The sequence below is a fragment of the Streptomyces sp. NBC_01314 genome (assembly GCF_041435215.1).
Taxonomy (GTDB): domain Bacteria; phylum Actinomycetota; class Actinomycetes; order Streptomycetales; family Streptomycetaceae; genus Streptomyces.
The window spans coordinates 9,498,945-9,519,414 of record NZ_CP108394.1; the positions used below are offsets into that span (position 1 = coordinate 9,498,945).

Genomic DNA, 20,470 nt, shown 5'->3' on the forward strand with positions numbered 1-20,470 from the left:
GGCATGAACAGGTGAGGGAGAACGCGGTGACGTCGACCGTCCTGCCCGTGGCGCCGACCCGTGGCCGGCTGCGGCCGCTCGGCCTCGACGAGGTCAGGATCACCGGGGGGTTCTGGGCCCGGCGACGGCACACCAACACGACCGCCACGCTCGACCACTGCCGCGACTGGATGGACCGCGTCGGCTGGACCGGCAACTTCCGGGCAGCCGTCGAGGGCAGGATCGGGCGGGACCGGCGCGGCCGGGAGTTCGCCGACTCCGAGGTCTACAAGCTGCTCGAAGCCATGGCCTGGGAGGCCGCGAACGGCGACGGCGGCAAGCTGGACGCCGAGATCACCGCCCTCACCGACCTCGTCGCCCCCGCCCAGGACCCGGACGGCTATCTGAGCACGGCCTTCGGCCGCCCGGGACAGCCCGCCCGGTACAGCGACCTCGAAGAGGGCCACGAACTGTACTGCCAGGGGCACTTGGTGCAGGCCGGTGTGGCCCAGGCCCGCGCCCGGGGCGAGGGCGAACTCGCGAAGATCGCCCAGCGGGCCGCCGACCACGTCTGCGCCACCTTCGGGCCGGGCGGCACCGAGGCCGTCTGCGGTCATCCGCAGATCGAGTCGGCCCTCGTCGAACTGGCCCGGCTCACGGGCCGGCAGCGCTACCTCGACCAGGCCGCCCTGTTCGTCGCACGACGCGGCCACGGCACCCTCACCGAGGGCGAGTTCGGCCCCGCCTACTTCCAGGACGACGTCCCGGTCCGCCGGGCCACCGTGCTGCGCGGTCACGCCGTCCGTGCCCTCTACCTCGCCGCCGGAGCCGTCGACGTGGCCGTGGAGACCGGCGACGAGGAACTGCTGGCCGCCGTCGTACGCCAGTGGGAGGCCACGGTCGCCCGCCGCACCTACGTCACCGGCGGCATGGGCTCGCACCACCGCGACGAGTCCTTCGGCACCGACTTCGTCCTGCCCCCGGACCGCGCCTACTCGGAGACCTGCGCGGGCGTCGCCTCCGTGATGCTCGCCTGGCGGCTGCTGCTCGCCACCGGCGAACCCCGCTTCGCCGACCTCGTCGAACGGACCCTGTTCAACGTCGTCGCCACCTCCCCGTCCGAGGACGGCCGGTCCTTCTTCTACGCCAACACCCTGCACCGGCGGCACCGGGGCGTCGCGTCGCCGGCGGACGTCGACAGCCCCCGCGCCGACTCGGGGCTGCGCGCCCCCTGGTTCGCGGTGTCGTGCTGCCCGACCAACGTGGCGCGGACCCTGGCACAGCTGCCGGCCTACCTGGCGACGGCGGACGACGAGGGGGTGCAGCTGCACCAGTACGCCGACGCCGACATCGCCACCTCCCTCACCGGAGGCCGGGGCGTCGCCCTGCGGGTCCGCACCGACTACCCGTCCGGCGGGACCGTGACCGTGCGGATCGACCGCTCACCGGCCGACTCCTGGACCCTGTCGCTGCGGGTGCCCGAGTGGGCGGTGGGCGGCCCCGTGTGGCTGGCCGACCCGGACGGCGTACGCCGCCCGGTCGCCCCGGGCACGGCGACCGTCACCCGTGTCTTCCGGCCCGGCGACGAGCTACGGCTCGAACTCCCCGTCGCCCCGCGCTGGATCCACGCCGACCCCCGCATCGACGCCGTACGCGGCACCGTGGCCGTCCAGCGCGGCCCGCTGGTGTACTGCGCCGAGTCCGTCGACCTCCCGGACGGCCACGAGGTCGACGCGATCCTGGTGGACACGTCCGCCGACCCCGAGGACGGACCGGGCGATGGCGGGACGGAGGGCACGGAGGGCATGGGCGGCACGGTCGTGGTCGCCGGGGAGGTCGTCGTCCGCGCGGGGCGGAGCGAGGCGGCGTGGCCGTACGAGCCGCTGGGGCGCCCCACCGAAACCGCCGGCCCCACCGGCATCGTCCTCGTGCCCTACCACTCCTGGGCCAACAGGGGCCCCTCGACGATGCGGGTGTGGCTGCCGGCGACGACCGAAGAGGGCCGGTCCGAGAGTCCGGACAGCGGCAGCGGCCCCGAGCGGGGGCGGTAATCGTGCGAGGAACACGAAGACGGCACCGGCGCAGAACCCTGGCCGCGGCACTGGCGGTCGGGCTGCTCGCCCCGTTCGCCGCCGCCGCTCCGGCCGAGGCGGACAACTCGGCGATCGGCTACCCCGTGTACTCCGGATCGGCGGAGCCCGTACCGGAGTTACCCGCCGGCTTCACGGTCCGCGGCACGATGCGCGCGCAGTACGACGCCGACCGGCGAGCCGGGAACGGCACCGATTTCTGGATGGACCGGATGCTGGCCCGCAAGGGCGACGACCCGGCGGGGGACTGGCTGTTCACCCGGGGCCGGGCGGTGTTCATGAAGGAGCACGATCCCGCGCGGCTCGGCTTCGGTGGCAAGGTCGCGTACTGGGAGAGCATCGACAACCGGTCCGCGTACACGGTCGACCTGGCCGTGGACGGCGAGAAGCTCACCCTCCGCGAGAACGTCGACTCCCGTGTCCAGACGCCCAGTCACTGGCGCAGCGAGTTCACGCACGAGGCGACCGGGCTGACGGTCGCACAGACCAAGTTCATCACCGACGCCAATGTCGCCGTGACGAACCTGGCCCTCACCAACACGGGTTCCGGGAGCCGCGCGATCACCCTGCGCGCCTCGTCCCCGTACACCGGCACTCCGCAAGGCCGTGAACTCACCGGCACGGTGGCCGCGAAGAACAACCTCACCACGGTGTTCCCCCGGCTGAGCGGTGACGGCTTCGCGCCCGAGGGCGAGGCCCTGACGCGCACCCTCACCGTCCCGGCGGGCCGCACCCTCACCACCAAGGTCCAACTCGGTTTCGTCACCGAGGAGATCGCCGCGTCCCGGCCGGCCTACGACTCTGTGCGCCGGGCCGCTCCGGCCGCCGCCTTCCGTGCGCATGCGCAGGCGTACAACCGCTGGTGGGCCGAGAACCTGCCGTTCATGGACCTCCCGGACGACAACATCGAGAAGACGCTCTACTACCGCTGGTGGCTACTGCGTTACAACTACCTCGACGCCGACATCCCGGGCAACGACTACCAGTTCCCCACCTCCATGGAGGGCGTCCTCGGCTACAACAACGCCATCGCGCTGACCGTCGGCATGTTCGTGGACGACCTCAAGTACCTACGGGACCCGAGCTACTCGTACGGCCCTTGGGTGTCGGCCGGGGAAGTGTCGAAGAACGGCAAGTACACCGACAACCCCGGCGACCCGGAGAACTGGTCCAACAGCTACACCCAGTACATCTCCGAGGCCGCCTGGCGCTCCTACCAGGTGCACGGCGGGCCCGACGGCATCCCGCGCAACCTCGCCCGGTACGCGGAGAAGGACGTCAAGGGCCAGCTCGCGGCCTACGACCACGACGGCAACGGGCTGATCGAGTACGACTGGGGCGCGATGACCGGCAACGACGCCGACGCGGTGTCGTTCGACTGGAAGCCGGGGAACCTGGACCGGGCCGAGTCGGCGTACGCGTACAGCAACGCCACGGCCTCCGCCCGCGCGTACGACCTGCTGGGCGAGGACACCAAGGCCGAGGAGATGCGCGGCATCGCGAAGCGGGTGAAGGACGCGGTCCTCGCACACCTCTGGGACCCCGGCGACAAGCTGCTGAAGCACCGGCACGTGGCCAGCGACAGCCTGGTGCCCTGGAAGGAGATCAACAACTACTACCCGTACAGCGTGGGCCTGATGCCCACACCGGACGAGGACCCCCAGTACCTCGAAGCCCTGCGGCTGTGGGCGGACGCGGAGCAGTACCCGGTCTTCCCGTTCTTCACGGCCAACCAGGCCGACAAGGCGGAGGCGGCCGAGCAGGGGCACCCGGGGAGCAACAACTTCTCCGTCATCAACTCCACGGTCACCTTCCGCTTCCTCTCCTCCGTGCTGCGGAAGTACCCCAACCAGTACATCGACCGCACCTGGTACAAGAAGCTGCTCTCCTGGAACGCCTGGGCCCAGTACGTCGACGGCGACAACCGGTGGCCCGACCAGAACGAGTTCTGGGCCGACGGCGGCGCCGATCCGCAGAAGATCGGCTACCGCTCGTGGATCCACCACACCATCCTCGGCACCACCAACTGGACCGTGATCGAGGACGCGATGGGCTTCCGGCCGCGCGACGACCGGAAGATCGAGCTGTCGCCGATCGACGTCGACTGGCCGCACTTCGCCGTCACGGACATCAACTACCGGGGCACCGACGTGGCGGTGGTGTGGGACGAGCCGGGTGACGGCAAGCGGCCGTACGGACGGCAGGTTCCCGAGGGCTACTCCCTCTACCTCGACGGCAGGCTCGCCCTCACGGCCGACCGCCTCACTCGCCTCGTCTACGACCCCGTCACCCGTAAGGTGACCTTCCCGGACGGCGGTGGCGCCAAGGCCAGGACCACCGGGCTGCGTACGGTCGTCGCGGCACCGAAGGACGTCGAGTACGGCCGCGAGGACCGGGTCACCGACCTGTTCGCCAAGGCCGGGCGGGACCTGACCGGCACGGCGACGGACAACCTCGCCGCCGGCGCCACGGCCCGCGCCTCCCACGAGGCCCAGGGGCGGGGCGTGGACGGGGCCGTCGACGGCTTCACCGTCAACGAGCCCCACTGGGGCGCGCGCGGCTCGGGCAACGCCGAGGACTGGTACGAGATCGACTTCGGGCGCGCACGGGATGTCGATGATGTGCGGCTGTACTTCTACAGCGACAAACGGCCGGGCGGATACGCCGAACCGGCCCTCTACACCGTGCGGTACCAGGACGGTGACGGCCGGTGGCGGGATGTGGCCCGCCCCGCCAAGACGCCCGTCAATCCGCGGGCCAACCTCAACCAGGTGCGCTTCAAGCAGGTGACGACCCGGAAGCTGCGGGTGCTGATGCGTCACCGGGACGGGCACACCAGCGGCCTGAAGGAGGTCCAGGCCTTCCACACCGGCGTCCGGCCCCCGGCCGCCCGCAATCGGGCCCCCTACGTCGAGGCATGGCGGGACACCACGTACAGCCGTCCCGGGCAGGTCCGGCTCACGGGCATCGTCGAGGACGACGGCCTCCCGGAGCGCAAGCTCTCCGCCGGGTGGAAGGCGACGGACGGCCCGGACGGGGGAACGGTCATCTTCGACGACGCGGGTGCCTCGACGACCGTCGCCCGCTTCACCGAGGCCGGCACCTACACCCTCGAACTCACCGCCACCGACGGGTCCCTGGCGACGTCGAAGAAGGTCGTGGTCAAGGCGGAGGGGCTGTCCGACGGGCAGGTGAACGTGGCGCCCCTCGCGACACCGACCGCCTCCCACACCTCCGGCTGGGAGTCCGTGACCGCGATCAACGACGGCCGCGAACCCGCCTCGTCCTCCGACGCCCCGCGCTGGGGCAGCTGGCCGGAGAAGGGCACCCAGTGGGTCCAGTACACCTGGGAGGACCCGGTCCGTGTGGACGGCTCCGACCTGTACTTCTTCCGTGACGCGCAGCCCGGCGCGGGCGACGGGGTCGGCGTCCCGGAGTCCTGGGTCGTCGAGTACCGGGACGGCGACACCTGGCGCGAGGTCGCCTTGCCCAGCGGCTACGGCACCGCCGAGGACGGCTACAACAGAACCACCTTCACCCCCGTCACGACGACGGCCCTGCGCGCCCGGCTCACCGGGCACCCGAACCTGGCCCTCGGCGTCCAGGAGTGGAAGGTGTACGCCGAGACGCCGGAGTCCGTACGCGAGGTCCATGTCCCCACCCCGCGCGGCACGATCCCGGAACTGCCCGGTGAGGTGACCTTGGTGTACGGGGACGGCAGCACGGCCCGCTCGCCCGTCGCCTGGCCCGCCCTCACCGAGGAGCAGGTCGCCGAGGGCGGCACGAGCGTACGGATCACCGGCATCGCCGACCGGGCCGCGCGGCCCGTCACCGCGACCGTGTGGGTACGGCAGACCGACGCCGTCGAGATCACCAGCGTCGGCGAGGAGCACGTCACCACCCGCGCGGGCCGGGCGCCTACCCTGCCGGCGACCGTCGTCGCCACCTACAACGACGGCTCCAGGGACAGCCGGGCCGGCGTCACCTGGGACCCGGTCGAGCCGGGGCGGTACGCCGAGCCCGGCACCTTCGAGGTGAAGGGAACCGTGGCGGGCACCCCCTACCGAGCCACGGCCACCGTCACCGTGACGGGTTCTCCATGACGGGCCCCACGTGACGGGCCCCTTCATGACCGCTGGGTGACCGCCTGCCTCGTCGAGGCGGCGGTCACCCGTCCAGCCCCCACACCCGCCGAACGTCCGACGATCGGAGTCGAGAGCATGTCCCAACCCCCCACCCGCCGAAGGCTGCTGACCCTGGCGGCCGGAGCGGCGGCCGCCACCCCGCTCGTACAGGCGACCTCGCTCGCGCACGCCGCCCCGGCCGCGCACACGGCCGCCGCCCAGGCCCCCGCGGCCCCGCTCCCCGTCCCCTCCACCTGGTCGGTGCGCCCCTTCTCCTTGGACCAGGTCACCCTCGGCGAAGGGGTGTTCAGGGCCAAGCGCGACCTGATGCTGGGCTACGCCCGGTCCTACCCGGCCGACCGCGTCCTGGCCGTCTTCCGCGCCAACGCCGGTCTCGACACCCGTGGTGCCCGCCCGCCCGGCGGCTGGGAGACCTCCGACGGCAATCTGCGCGGCCACTACGGCGGCCACTTCCTCACGCTCATCGCCCAGGCGTACGCGGACACCCGGGAGGCCGCCCTCAAGACCAAGCTGGACTATCTCGTGGGCGCGCTGGGGGAGTGCCAGGCGGCGCTGGCGGAGCGCGGAACGCCCCGGCCGAGTCATCCCGGCTTTCTGGCGGCCTACCCGGAGACGCAGTTCGTCCTGCTGGAGAGCTACACGACGTACCCGACCATCTGGGCGCCGTACTACACCTGCCACAAGATCATGCGGGGCCTCCTCGACGCGCACACCCTGGCCGGGAACGCACAGGCCCTGACCATCGCCTCGAAGATGGGGGACTGGGTGCACAGCAGGCTCGGCGGGCTGCCCAAGGCCCAGTTGGAGCGCATGTGGTCCATCTACATCGCCGGCGAGTACGGCGGCATGAACGAGGTGATGGCCGACCTCCACGCCCTCACCGGCAGGGCGGAACACCTCGCCGCCGCCCGCTGCTTCGACAACACCACGTTGCTCGACGCCTGCGCCCAGGACCGGGACATCCTCGACGGGCGGCACGCCAACCAGCACATCCCGCAGTTCACCGGCTATCTGCGGCTGTTCGACGAGACGGGGGAAGCGCGGTACGCCGAGGCCGCGCGGAACTTCTGGGGCATGGTCGCCGGACCCCGGACGTACAGCCTGGGCGGCACGGGGCAGGGCGAGATGTTCAAGGCGCGGGGTGCCATCGCGGCCACGCTGGACGATAAGAACGCCGAGACCTGCGCGACGTACAACATGCTGAAGCTCAGCCGGCAGCTGTTCTTCCGGGAGCCGGACGCGGCCCGTATGGACTACTACGAGCGGGGTCTGACCAACCACATCCTCGCCTCCCGCCGGGACGTGGCGAGCACGGGCAGCCCGGAGGTCACCTACTTCGTCGGGATGGGCCCGGGGGTCGTGCGCGAGTACGGCAACACCGGCACCTGCTGCGGCGGCACCGGCATGGAGAACCACACCAAGTACCAGGACTCGGTGTACTTCCGCTCCGCCGACGGCAACGCGCTGTACGTGAACCTGTATCTCGCCTCGACCCTGCGGTGGCCGGAGCGGGGTCTCGTCGTCGAGCAGACGAGCGCCTACCCGGCCGAGGGGGTCCGCACCCTGACGTTCCGGGAGGGCGCGGGTGCGCTCGATCTGAAGCTGCGGGTACCGTCCTGGGCGACGGGCGGGTTCACCGTCACGGTCAACGGGGTCCGGCAACAGGTCGACGCCGTGCCCGGGTCGTACCTCACGCTGAGCCGGAACTGGCGGCGCGGCGACCGGGTCGGGATCTCCGCGCCGTACCGGCTGCGGGTGGAGCGGGCCCTGGACGACCCCACCGTCCAGTCGGTGTTCTTCGGTCCGCTGCTGCTGGTCGCGCGGAGCCCGGAGGCCGGGTTCCGGACCTTCTCCTTCTACAAGGACTTCACCCTGCGCGGCGATCTCGCGGACGCGGTCCGTCCCGAGGGCAGGCCGCTGCACTTCACCACGCACGGGCTGACCCTCGCGCCGTTCTTCGCCGGCGACGACGTCCGCTACCACGCCTACTTCCGACGCTCCGAGCCCGTCGTCGTGTTCGGCACGGCGAACTCGGGCGTCCCGAACCGTACGCGTGGCGACGGCCGGACCTTCCTCGACGTGTTCTGGGGACAGGCGCCCTTCGCGACGTCCGAGGCCTTCGTGCGGGCGGTGCGTGCCCTCGCCGGTGACTGGGTGTCCGAAGGACGGTTCACCGGTGCGGAGCGGGACGCGGTCGTCGCAGCGGCTGTCCGGGCGGGTCTTCGGCGCTGAGCGTGTTTGAAGGGTTGACGTGTACGCGGCTTGATGGGTTCATGGGAGCGCTCCCATAACCCCCACCCCTTGATGCCTGAGTTTCTCGGCGCCCACCCCCACCTGGAGTCGCGATGAGAACTGGAAGAAGCACACAGCGCGGAAATCCCCTGAGCACCCTTCTGGCCGCCCTCGCGGGCCTGATCGGGCTCACGCTCCTCGGCGTCCTGGCCCCGGCCGTGGCCCTGGCCCAGTCGGCGCCGGACGCGCGGGCCACCGGCCTGCACATCAGTGACGGCCGGCTGCTGGAGGGCAACGGCAACGATTTCGTGATGCGCGGCGTCAATCACGCCCACACCTGGTATCCGGGCGAGACGCAGTCGCTGGCCGACATCAAGACGCTGGGCGCCAACACCGTCCGCGTCGTCCTCGCCGACGGGCACCGGTGGGCCAAGAACAGCCCCGCCGACGTGGCGAACGTCGTCGCCCAGTGCAAGGCCAACCGGCTCATCTGCGTCTTGGAGGTGCACGACACCACCGGATACGGCGAGGAGGCCGCGGCCGGCACGCTCGACCACGCGGCCGACTACTGGATCAGCCTCAAGGACGTCCTCGCCGGCGAGGAGAACTACGTCATCGTCAACATCGGCAACGAGCCCTGGGGCAACACCGACCCGGCGGGCTGGACCGCCCCCACCATCGCCGCCGTGAAGAAGCTGCGGGCCGCCGGCTTCGAGCACACGATCATGGTGGACGCGCCCAACTGGGGCCAGGACTGGCAGGGCGTCATGCGCGCCAACGCCCAGTCCGTGTACGACGCCGACACCACCGGCAACCTGATCTTCTCGATCCACATGTACAGCGTCTTCGACACCGCCGCGGAGATCACCGACTACCTGGGCGCCTTCGTGAACGCCGGACTGCCCCTTGTCATCGGCGAGTTCGGCGGACCCGCCGACCAGTGGGGCGATCCGGACGAGGACACCATGATGGCCACCGCCGAGCAGCTGGACCTCGGCTATCTGGCCTGGTCCTGGAGCGGCAACACCGACCCGATCCTGGACCTGTCGATCGACTTCGACCCCACGCGGCTCAGCGCCTGGGGCCAGCGCATCTTCAACGGCGCCAACGGCATCGCGCAGACGGCGAAGGAAGCCACGATCTTCGGCGGTACCCCGGGCGACACCCAGGCACCGACCACCCCCGGCACCCCGGCCGCCTCCGCGGTGACGGCGACCTCCGCCACGCTCTCCTGGACCGCCGCCACCGACAACGTCGGCGTCACCGGCTACGACATCGTCCGGGTGAGCGGTTCCACCGAGACCAAGCTCGCCGTCTCCACCACCCACTCCGTCACCCTGACCGGCCTCACCGCCGACACGGCGTACACCTTCGCCGTCTACGCCCGGGACGCCGCCGGGAACCGGTCGAACAGGTCGGGCACGGTGAACGTCACGACGGACGAGGGCGGCGGTACACCCGCCGGGAACTGCTCCGTGGCGTACCGGGCCACCAACGAGTGGCAGGGCGGCTTCCAGGGCGAGATCGTCATCCGCAACACCGGCACCACCGCGGTCAGCGGCTGGACCCTGGCCTTCACCTTCGCCAACGGCCAGACGATCAGCAACATGTGGGGCGGGACTCCCACGCAGAGCGGTGGCTCGGTGAGCGTGAAGCCCGTTTCCTACACCTCCGCCATCCCGGCCGCAGGCTCGGTGACGGTCGGGTTCATCGGCGCCAAGGGTGCCACGAACACCGCACCGACGAGCTTCACGCTCAACGGGGCGACCTGCGCGAGCACCTGACCCGACACGCCCGACCGGCGGGGGCCGTCACCGGCCCCCGCCGGTTGCGGTTCAGCGTCGTACCAGCTCGATCCGGTACGTCCGGGTCTGTGAACCGTCCTCGCCGCGCACGGCGACGACGACCGGGGCCGGGCCGGATCCGTCGGTCCCGTCGGCCTCGTCCGTCCTGTCCACGGTGACGGTCGCGTACGGGTCGCGCGCCGTCGCCGTGACCTCCGCCCGGCCCGGGTCGTCGGTGACGACCCGGTAGGTGGTGGTGTCCGGGTCGAAGGAGTCGATCGGCTTCCCGGCCACCTCGATGGAGGAGGCCACGGCGTCCGAGGAGACGCCGGGGGTCTTGGCGTACACCTCGATCTCGCCCATGGTGATGTAGCCGCCCTGACGCGCGGTCATGACCACGCGCACTCCGGTCACGGGGCCCGCGTCGAGCGGGACGTCGATCACCGGTGTGCCCTCCGTGCCGACCGAGACGGATCCGCCCGCATCGGTCCACGGGCCGTCCGTCGCCGCCCTGACCTGGACCTTCAGGCTCTGCGGGAAGGAGACGTTGCTCCCGTCACGGTGGAAGTGGGCGACGATCCGGGTGAGGTCGCGGGCCTTCGGGAGGCCGAAGGTGACGGTGTCGGACGGATTCTTGGTGCCCGACCTCCAGTTGGACCAGGCCTTCTCGGCGGTGTTGCCGTTGCGCAGCCGCTCGGCGGAGTAACCGCTCTCGGTGAAGGTGGCGGCGACGGAGACGCCCGCGTCGGGCGCGATGTTGGTCTCCGAGGCCTTGGTGACCTGTACGCGTACGGCCGCGTCGACCGTGGAGCCGTCGACGACCTCCGCCGCACCGGACAGGGTCACGACGCCGGTTCTGTCGAACGCCCCGGCGGGTGCCGTGTCCCAGGTCACCGGGAGGGTGATCCGGCCACCGTGCCGGCCGACGCCGACGACCGTCGTCGGGAGTTCCGGTTCGCCGCCCACATAGGTCTTGGCGCGGCCGGGGACGGTCGAGGCGATCGTGTCGACGGTGACGAGGGCCTCCGCGGGGATCTTCCGGCCGAGGACGTCGGTCGCCTCACCCTTGACGCGTACGGTGCCGGGCTTGCGCCACTTGCGGTCCACCGGCAGGTTCCATTCCACGGGCAGGGAGCCCCGGGCGCCGTCCGGGAACACCGGGGTCACCGTCTCCGGCAGCTTCGGCCGCAGATCCGGGACGGTGAACGCCTCGACCGGCTTGGTGCTCCGCACGGTCTCGTCCCGCACGGCCCAGAGCTGGTTGTTCGCCGAGGTCGGGGTGTACGTCGACACCTTGGCGCCGTCCGCCGACGACTGCCCGGTGACGTCCAGGAGGCGGCCGGTGGCGGCGTTCACGAACGTCCAACTGCCGTCGCCGGTCGTCGACATGACCCATTGCGCGGCCGCAGGGACCTCGCCGTCGGCCGGGTCCTCGACGACGGCCTGGTTGTCGCGCACGGCGAGCCGCTTGCCGGTGCCGGCGTTGGTCAGGGTGTAGCGCTCGCGGTTGTCGGTGCCGGGGGTCAGCTGCTCCACCGACCACAGCTGCCGGGTGCTCGCGGCGTCGTTCGTGCGGAGGACGACACCGGTGCCGTCCTCCGACGGGGTGAGGGACTTGCCGCTCTGCGTGCCCTGGAGGCGGTAGACGTGGTCGGGCTGGACGAGGGCGGCGTCCTTCGCCACACCGCGGACGCCCTCGACCAGGAACGTGGTGACGGACTTGGCGGGGACGTCGAGGGTGGCCGAGTCGTCGGTCACCGGAACCGGGGTGCCCTTGACGAGGGCGCCGCCGGAGCTCGTCACGACGGGGGTGACGGTGGCGTCGGAGGAGATCTTGCGGAAGCGGGAGAGGTCGAGGGTGACGGAACGGGTGGTCGTACCGCTGTTCACATGGACCACGGTGGCCGAACGGCCGGACTTCCTGACGGCGGCGACGCTGGAGGGGTCGTCGACCTTCACGAAGTGGTCGCCGGGGCGGATGTGGTGGGTGAAGTTCCGGATGGTGTGGAACTTGGAGTTGGCCCGGATCGGGCAGGTCTCCAGGGTGTCCGTGGCCTTGCAGTTGAACGGGACGTGGATGCTGCCCCAGTTCTTGCCGGCCGCGGCCTGCGGAGCGGAGTCCTCGACGGGCTGCCAGAACACCCAGGCGGAGGGCTCCAGTTCACGCATGTCGTCGACCATGCGGGTGGCGATGCCGAGCCCCGGTTCCATGCTCGTGAAGTCGCTGCCGGTGCCCCAGGTGCCCTCGACCTCGCTCATCCAGAGCTTCTTGTCCGCGCCCTTGGCGATGTCACGCGCGCTGGTGCGCATGCCGGTGCCGTAGGTGTGCACGTTCAGCTGGGGGAGGGCCGCCCGCGCGGAGGCGTCGTACGCGTTCCAGTTCTGGGTGAAGATCGTGGGGTTGGTCTCGTCCATCGCCGAGATCTCGGCGTCGGTCGCCGCTCCGTCGAGCGCCTTGTCGAGCGCGAGGACCACCTTCTGCTGGAGGGCCGGGCCCGCGTGCGCGCCCTCCTGACGGCCGCCGGTGGGCTGGCCGTTCGCGCCGATCTGGGTGCCCCAGTAGTTGGTGTTGGGCTCGTTCAGCGGGGCGATGGTGTCGAAGTCGATGCCGTGCCGCTTCTCCATCTCCTCGGTGACCCGCACCAGATAGGCGGCGAACTCGTCCACGCGGTCCGCGCGGATCTGGTCGGTGTTCGCGTCGAAGCCGCCGGAGACATAGCCGTTGACGGTCTGGAACCAGGGCGGCGAGTTGCTGAACGCCTCCCACTTGGTGACCTTGTCCTTGACCTGGTCCACCCACCAGCGCTGGCCCGAGTCGGCGTCCCAGTTCCAGTGGTCCGGGTTGTCGGGGTCCCACCACTCCATGTCCTGCCGGGTGGTGCCCTCGGGGGCCTTCCAGAAGCCGTCCATGGTCGCGCCGGCCTTCATGTAGTCCTTGCGGACGTCCGGGGCGTTGCCGCCGCCGATGTTGTAGCGCGCGATGTTGAGGCCGAGCCCGTCCTCACCGAACAGCATGTCGACGAGCTGTCTTCGGATGGGCTCCGGGTAGTTGCCCGTGGCGTTGGCGAACCAGACGAGGCTCGTACCCCACCCCTCGAACTCCTGCTGCTGGTACGACGGGTCGATCCTTACGGTGACGGAGTTCTGCGCCGCCGAGGCCGACGCGTCCGCGCTCGCCGTCGGCGCGGCCATGAGGCCCGCGCCGAGTACCAAGGGGGCGATGGGTGCCAAAGCCCGGACGATGCGAGGTCGTGGGGTCACGACACTCCCTTCCACAACACAGAGGCGAACGCGATTCGTTGACATGCCCTAAACACGTGCTTAGCATTCAGGAAACTGAAAGCGCTTTCTAGTCTTTGTGTGCATGAATTCACACGACCGATTCGCACGACCGATCCGCCTGATCGATCAGCACGGCCCAGGAACGTCCCCCACTCGTCCCGGGAGAAACCACATGAGGTCGTCATTGTCACGCGTCGCACGCGGCGTTCCCGCTCTCACGCTCGGCCTGCTGCTCGCCGCGATCGCACCCGGCGGGACGGAGGCGCAGGCGGCACCCCTGGCGGAGACGTCCCCCACCGGCTTCGCCGCCGTCAACGCGCTCGGCCAGAACGGCACCACGGGCGGAGCGGGTGGCGCCACCGTGACCGCCACCACCACCGAGCAGTTCCTGGAGTACATCGACACGGTGGGCCCGCTGGTCATCCGGGTGCAGGGCACCGTCGACATCACCAGCAAGCAGGGCGTCCGCCCGAACAAGACCATCATCGGGGCCGGTTCGTCCGCCGTCATCAACGGCGGCGGCCTGGACTTCTACCGCTCGTACAACGTCATCGTGCGGAACATCAGGTTCACCAACGCCGAGGACGACGCCGTCAACGTCGGCCAGGAGTCCCACCACATCTGGATCGACCACAACGAGTTCGTGGCGCCCCTCGACGGGGCCGTCGACGTCGTGCGCGGCGCCGAGTACGTCACCGTGTCCTGGAACTGGTTCAACAAGACCGACAAGAGCATGCTGCTCGGGCACTCCGACGGCAACGGCAGCCAGGACGCGGGGAAGCTGAAGGTCTCGATCCACCACAACTTCTTCGACGGCTCACGGCAACGGCACCCACGGGTCCGGTTCGGCGAGCCGGTGCACGTCTACAACAACTACTACAAGGGGAACGCCATTTACGGCGTCGCCTCGACCATGAACGCGGGCGTCGTGGTCGAGGGCAACCACTTCGAGGGCGTCCCCAAGCCCTGCTACTCCGCCAGTGGTTACGACGCCTCCGGGCCGGGCCGGCTGGTCCAGCGGAACAACCTCTTCCCCGGGTCCGGCACCTGCGAGACCAACGGCACGGTCACCGAGCCGCGCACCTACTACGCCTACACGCTGGACCCCGCCGCGGACGTCCCGGCGCTCGTACGGGCAGGGGCAGGCGTCGGAAAGATCGGTGCCTGAACATCCCCCCACATCCCCACCCCTCACATCCCCACACCCCCACCCCCCACGCATCCCCCCACGAAGCACAGGAGAGACCCCGATGAACTCACCGCGCAAGAAGGTGGTCGTGGCCGCGCTGGCGGCCGCGTTGCTCGCCGGCCCAGGTGTCGCACAGGCCGCACCGCAGGCCGCGCCCGTGCCCCGGGAGCAGGCCGCGGCGGCCACCCTCACGTGGACCCTCGTACGGGCGGGCAACCCGACGCAGGACCAGCAGTCGGCGTACAACCTGATCACGTCGGCCATGAACGCCGCGGTCGCCCGGTACAACAACCTCAGCGACCTGGGGAAGAACATCACCGTCCGCTACGAGCCAGGTGTGCCCACCGCCGACGGGAACATCAACGGGACCATTCGCTTCGGCAGCAACCGAAGCTATATGAACGAGCGGACCGCGTTGCACGAGATCGCGCACACCATAGGCGTGGGCACCAGCTCGGGCTGGTCGCGGCTGGGCGGCAGCGGCACATGGACCGGGGCGCAGGCCACGGCGCTCGTCCGGCAGTACGACGGGTCGAGCGCGAAGATCTCCACCGGCGGCGGCCACTTCTGGCCGTACGGGCTGAACTACGACAACGAGTACTCGGGCACGGCGGCCGACCGGCACGTCCGGATCGTCGCCGCGATGGTGAGTGACGGGCTGTAACTCTAGCTGTCAGCAAGGGAGTTGGTGCCTGGTGACAAAGGTGCCGACACCGGCTGCGTTGTTGTGAGCATGGGGCGGCGGGGCCGTCGTCGCGGTCCTACCGTCCCAGCATGAACACGAGTCGCAGCAGAGGAAAGACCCTCAGGGCGCTGAGAGGTGCCGCTCCGGCGGTGCTGCTGACCGTCGGGGCGCTCACCGGGGCCGCCCCGGACGCCCGGGGCGACGAGGCGCGGACCGAGACGGCCGTGACGTCCACGAGTCCCGTCGGCGGGGTGACCGAGACGGTGGTCCGGGTGCGGGCGCCGCTGCCGGCGTCCTTCGGGGCGCGGCCGGCGGCGTGCGACTGGCTGTCGTACCTGCGCTACCGGTCCGCCGACGGGCCTGCGGCCTCGGCCGAAGCCGACCGGATCCTCGTCGCCCAGCCGGGCATCCTGGAAGGCGCCGGAGCCTTCGACAGCGTCGCCCGCAACACCGTGGCACGCGCCGCCGAACAGGGCCGGCACATCGAGTTCTGGGCCCTGGACCGGCGCTCCAACTGCCTGGAGGACCGCACCGGTGTGGCCTCCGGCGACCAGCGCACGGCCGTCGACTACTACTACCGGGACAAGCAGGTCGCGGGCCGCACCTTCGACGGGTTCGTCGGCGACGGCGAGCTGGGCTGGATGGCGAAGCTCGGCGTCGAGCGGACCGTCCGGGACCAGTACGACCTGCTCACCGCCGAGTTGCCCGACCAGCGGGTGCGCAAGGAGAAGGTGCTGTGCGGCGGGCACTCCCTGGGCGGGGTCATCACCGGGTACTTCGCGACCGCCGACTTCGACGGAGACCGGTCCACCACGGCGGACGCGGGGCACAACCAGTGCGCCGGGTACTTCGCCCTCGACACCACCGTCTCCACCTCGCTCGCCGACCTGAGCGGCAGCATCCCGGACGACACCAACCTGCCCGACGTGGGCCTCGGATACGGCGCGGTGCAGGCCGGGCTCGACAGCGGACTGCTGCCGCGCTCGCTGTCCGCGCCGGTGCTCCTCAACCCGGAGATGATGACGCTGCTGGCCATCGCGGGCGTGGGCGCGCTGCAGGACCCGGACGGCGAGGCCACCCTGCCGGGCTACCTGCCCCGCAACACCAACATCGAGGTCAGCAACCGCTTCCTGTTCTCCGAGGACACCGCCACCTTCCTCACCGGCTCACCGGCGGTGAGGGACTTCCGGCTCACCAACGAGGCGATCCTCGGCTCGCTGATGGACGACCACTCCGTACCGCTGGCGTTCCTGCAGAGCAGCGTGGGCTTCTTCGACGGCGGGCCGGTCGTCGACAAGAACTTCCCCGTCGCCAACGGCGGCGAGGAGCAACCCGCGCTGTTCGGCGGCGAGTACAAGGCCATCCCCGACCGGCCGGGCGGCCCGCTCTACACCTGGCGGAACTACGACCGGGTGGGCGACGCCGACGACCCCGGTTACCGGTCGGCCGACGGGACCCCGTTCACCGACGCGGGCAAGGAGGTCACCGACATCCAGGAGCTGGCCCGCAGCATGGCCCAGCAGCCGCTGGACTTCACCGAGCAGTACTTCCCGACGAAGCTGGTCACCGATCTCCAACTGGCCGGCTCACCCCAGGTGAAGCGGCTCGTCGTCCACCCGGGCGGGCTGACCGCCAACCCGACCCTCACCGTGCTCGCCGGCGACGGACTGTTGGCGGGCCGCGTCCCGGCCGACCTGGACCCCGTGGTCGCCGACGGTTACCAGCACCTGGACGTGCTGACCGCCGCGCCCACCCAGAACAACGGCCGTCCCGAACCGGTCTCCACGAGCCTCACGGAGTTCGCGCGGGACACCGAGTAGCCATCGCCCCCATGGAAGAAGGGCCCGGGAGGTTCCCCTCCCGGGCCCTTCGCCTCTGTGCGTGGGGTCGGTCAGACCTTGGTCGCGGCGAAGGCCGCCGCCGCGTCCGCGTTCGCCCGGTAGCTCAGGTGCGCGCCCGTGTCGCCCCCACCGTTCTCGCAGACCGGGTCACCGGCCGCACAGAAGTCGATGGTGCGGCTCTGGTAGGTGCCGGTGACGCTCTTGCCGATGGCCCGGATCGGGTTGCCGAACAGCAGCACCGCGGAGACCCGGGGTTCGAGCGCGGCGGGAATGGTGGCCACGATGGGGCTGCCGACCACCGCGCCGGCGCTGCTGATGCCGATGGAGTTGTCGACGACATTCGCGCCCTGCGAATAGCCGACGAGAATGAAACGCTGGTTCGGACAGGCGGATGCCTGACTCCTGACGTGGTTCACCAGGTCCGCGTTGCCCTGCGCGGCCGAGGTGAGAGAAAGGTCCGCAGGGTAGTTCACCTTGTAGCTGGAGAGGGATTTGCCCGTGATTTTCTTCTGCAGTGCGGAAAACACGGGGTCGCCGACGATGAAGCCGAGCGTGCCCGGCTCGAACGTGCCGCGAGCCGCGACGACGTCGATGTCCGTGCAGGCCGCGGCCGTGGCCGCGGGTACCGAGACGGTGGCCAGTCCGGCCCCGCCGGCCAGCGAGAGCGCGGCGAGACATAAGCGGATACGCATGGGGATCCTTTGAGGGTGGGGCGCGTGGAGCGCCTGTGGGAAAGGACGTCCCGAAGATATTCGCTGTGTCAGGCCGAGTGTTATGGACGAGAATTCAGAAATCGCTTTTGTTTTTGCGCCGAGGTGAGTCGATATTTTTATGCGGTGAACGTGTCGTCGTCCCGCGGTGCCTCCGAGCGCAGCGCGAGGATGAGGTCCAGGCGGGCGCCGGGGTCGTGCAGGGCCTCGCCGAAGAGCTTCTCCAGCTGGCGCAGGCGGTAGCGGACCGTCTGCGGGTGGATGTGGAGACGGGCGGCGACATCGGGCACGTTGCTGCCGCCGAGCAGCCACGCCAGGAGCGTCTCGGCGAGCCGGCCGCGCGGCCCCTCCGCGACCGAGTCCAGCGGGGCCAGCACCCGGGACCGCAGTTGGGCGAGCATCGGTTCGTCGCTGTGCAGCAGCAGCGTCGACAGATGGTCGGCGCAGCGCACCACGCCCTGCCGCGGCAGGATGCCACGCCCCATCAACCCGAGCGCACGGGTGGCCCAGCGCAGCGAACTGGCGGCCTCCGTGAGCGGAACCGAAGGCCCGATCGCCGCCGGCCGCCCCCGCAGCGCGAGCGTGAACGCCCGGCCGCCGAAGCCGCCCGAGCCGTCCGGGTCGGGCACGAGCATCCGTGGTGGCCGGGACTCCATGTCCACCAGCGCCCCGGCGGCGGCCAACGGCCGCTCCTCCCGCTGGTCGGGCGAGGCCGCGAGGACGACGACCGCGACGTGCGTCGGCACGGACCACTGGGCGCCGTTCGCCAGGTCACGCACCGCCTCCGGCAACACCGGCCTCCCGCCCAGCAACAGGGCGAGCAGCCGCCCCCGGCGCCGTTCCAGCTCGTCCGTGCTGCGCAGCTGCCCCTGCGCGTACCCCGCCGCCGCGGCCTCGGCCACCTCGTGCACCGTCCGGAACGCCAGTTCACCCAGCCCGGCCATGACCGAGGAGTCCAACCCGAGTTCCTCCGTCGTGCGGCCCAGCAGCCGCCAGGCGTGCAGCCCCCCGACCCGCAGCGCGGACTGCAGCGTTTCGAGGCTGTGGCCCTCCAGCGCCTCGCCACGCCCCAGCTCGTGGTAGATCGCGGTGATCGAGTCTCCCCGGCCGCGCGGGTCGGCGATGTGGTCGACGAACAGGGTGAGCGCCTGCACGACCCCCGATCTGAGCAGTGCGCGGCTCGCTCCGTCAACCGACCGGGAGGCGTATTCCGGGACCTGTCTGCACACCTCCTCCTCCACCTGGTCGGCAACATCCTCCAACTGGTCGCGCAGCAGTTTGGCCAGTTCGGGTGGCACAGGGGCGGCGCCGGGACCGTCCGGTACGCCGTGCGGCGGGGTGGGAGCAGCCAAGGCGGACCCTCCTTTCACCCGGAAGCGGCTCACCCGCGGGCCGGTGCCCGTGGGGCGGGGAACAAGTCCTGGGTTGGACGTAAGTCCCCTACGCTCCGTTCCGTGCCCCGACGGCACCGGCCTCACGCCGGCACCCCCAGCGCACCGGCGAGCATCGGCCACGACGCGGTGAACTCCCGCTTCCAGTAGGCCCAACTGTGCCCACCCCCCGCGTAGAAGTGGGTGGTCACCGGGACCCGCAGCAGCGCGAGCGTGTCCGTGAACGCGTGGGCGGACGGCCACAGCAGGCTCTCCAGCGCCTCGGGGAGCCAGTCGCCCATGCCGCCGGCCACTCCGCTGCCGCTCGACACGTACAGGGCGGTGCCGCGCAGCCCCGCCGCGCGGGAACGCGGATTGAAGTTTCGCCAGGTGAGCAGGTCCAGGATCGGGTGGCCCCACAGCGACAGGGCCGCCAGGTTCTCGCGGGCCACGATGGCGTCCATCAGGGTCGGCACCCCGGGTGCCGTCGTGTCGAGGATGCCGCTGTACGAGGCCGCCGCCGCGAACGTCCCCGGGTGCCGTGCCGCGTGCGCCATCGCCCCGTAGCCGCCGGTGGAGACCCCGGCGACCACCCGGACCCCGGACGCCCGGTAGTCGCGGGCGAGCAGCGCCGGGACCTCGCCGACCTGGAACGTCTCGTAGTCCGGGCCGCCCCGCCAGGCGGTGGGAATGCCGGTCGGCCCCGCGTCCGGCATCGCCACGATCAGCTCGCGGCCCGCCGTGAACGCCTCGATGTCCGTCTCCCGGGTCCATGACGTGTGGTCGTCGTGGGCGCCGTGGAGCAGATACAGCACGGGGTACGTCCGGGCGGGCCGCGCGTCGAACGAGGAGGGGAGGATCAGCCGGACCGGGGCGTTCCGTCCCAGGGCGGCGGAGGGGAGGGAGACGTCGAGGGTGCGGGGGCCGAGGCGGATGACGGAGGGAGCGCCGGAGGCGGCCGGCGAGGCGGCTGCGGTGGCTGCCCGGCGGTGGTCGGTGCGGCTGGTGGTGGTCCGCCGGGTGGTGGCTGCCCCGGCCGTGCCGGTGGTCGCGGCGCCGAAGAGGGCGGTCAGGGCGGTGGTGGCCGCCAATCCGGTGACGGAGCGTCGGGACAATCCGGAGCTGCGGTCGGTGCGGTCGGTACGGTCGGTGTGGTCGGGCAT

11 protein-coding genes are annotated in these 20,470 nt (G+C 71.0%); 7 read left to right on the forward strand and 4 right to left on the reverse strand.

The genetic code is table 11. From position 1 onward, the window contains the following. Positions 1-26 precede the first annotated feature (26 nt). The 4 genes from OG622_RS41935 (at position 27) to OG622_RS41950 (ending at position 10,230) form a co-directional block, all read left to right on the forward strand. Positions 27-2,030, forward strand: coding sequence for a glycoside hydrolase family 127 protein (locus OG622_RS41935; RefSeq protein ID WP_371582014.1), 2,004 nt, complete (start codon positions 27-29; stop codon positions 2,028-2,030). Positions 2,031-2,032: 2 nt separating this feature from the next. Further along, a complete protein-coding gene (locus OG622_RS41940; RefSeq protein ID WP_371582015.1) occupies positions 2,033-6,172 on the forward strand; it encodes an Ig-like domain-containing protein in 4,140 nt (1,379 codons plus the stop codon). Positions 6,173-6,289: 117 nt separating this feature from the next. Continuing rightward, positions 6,290-8,446 (forward strand): glycoside hydrolase family 127 protein, encoded by a 2,157-nt coding sequence (locus OG622_RS41945; protein ID WP_371582016.1) that lies wholly within the window; start codon positions 6,290-6,292, stop codon positions 8,444-8,446. Between the two features lie 113 nt (positions 8,447-8,559). Further along, positions 8,560-10,230 carry a cellulase family glycosylhydrolase gene (locus OG622_RS41950; RefSeq protein ID WP_371582017.1) on the forward strand — a complete coding sequence of 557 codons (1,671 nt, stop codon included), beginning with the start codon at positions 8,560-8,562 and terminating at the stop codon, positions 10,228-10,230. A gap of 51 nt (positions 10,231-10,281) precedes the next feature. Here OG622_RS41950 and OG622_RS41955 read toward each other — a convergent pair whose 3' ends face one another. Next, entirely contained in the window at positions 10,282-13,452 is a 3,171-nt protein-coding gene (locus OG622_RS41955) for a glycoside hydrolase (RefSeq protein ID WP_371584388.1), read from the reverse strand. Positions 13,453-13,684: 232 nt separating this feature from the next. Here OG622_RS41955 and OG622_RS41960 point away from each other — a divergent pair, with 232 nt between their 5' ends. The 3 genes from OG622_RS41960 to OG622_RS41970 all read left to right on the forward strand — a co-directional run bounded on the left by OG622_RS41960 (position 13,685) and on the right by OG622_RS41970 (position 17,206). Further along, positions 13,685-14,680: a polysaccharide lyase family 1 protein gene (locus OG622_RS41960; protein WP_371582018.1), complete on the forward strand. Its 996-nt coding sequence runs from the start codon at positions 13,685-13,687 to the stop codon at positions 14,678-14,680. Between the two features lie 82 nt (positions 14,681-14,762). Then, the gene (locus OG622_RS41965) at positions 14,763-15,365 is read left to right on the forward strand and encodes a hypothetical protein (RefSeq protein ID WP_371582019.1); all 603 of its coding nucleotides are present in this window, start codon (positions 14,763-14,765) and stop codon (positions 15,363-15,365) included. Positions 15,366-15,475: 110 nt separating this feature from the next. Beyond that, positions 15,476-17,206, forward strand: coding sequence for a hypothetical protein (locus OG622_RS41970; RefSeq protein WP_371582021.1), 1,731 nt, complete (start codon positions 15,476-15,478; stop codon positions 17,204-17,206). A 71-nt stretch (positions 17,207-17,277) separates the two neighbouring features. Here the strand turns inward: OG622_RS41970 and OG622_RS41975 are convergent, their stop codons facing one another. From OG622_RS41975 to OG622_RS41985, 3 genes are all read right to left on the reverse strand, one after another. Beyond that, entirely contained in the window at positions 17,278-17,919 is a 642-nt protein-coding gene (locus OG622_RS41975) for a cutinase family protein (protein WP_371582022.1), read from the reverse strand. A gap of 137 nt (positions 17,920-18,056) precedes the next feature. After that, the gene (locus OG622_RS41980; protein WP_371582024.1) at positions 18,057-19,289 is read right to left on the reverse strand and encodes a PucR family transcriptional regulator; all 1,233 of its coding nucleotides are present in this window, start codon (positions 19,287-19,289) and stop codon (positions 18,057-18,059) included. Positions 19,290-19,411: 122 nt separating this feature from the next. Continuing rightward, complete coding sequence (locus tag OG622_RS41985) at positions 19,412-20,470, reverse strand: alpha/beta hydrolase (RefSeq protein WP_371582026.1); 1,059 nt, start codon at positions 20,468-20,470, stop codon at positions 19,412-19,414.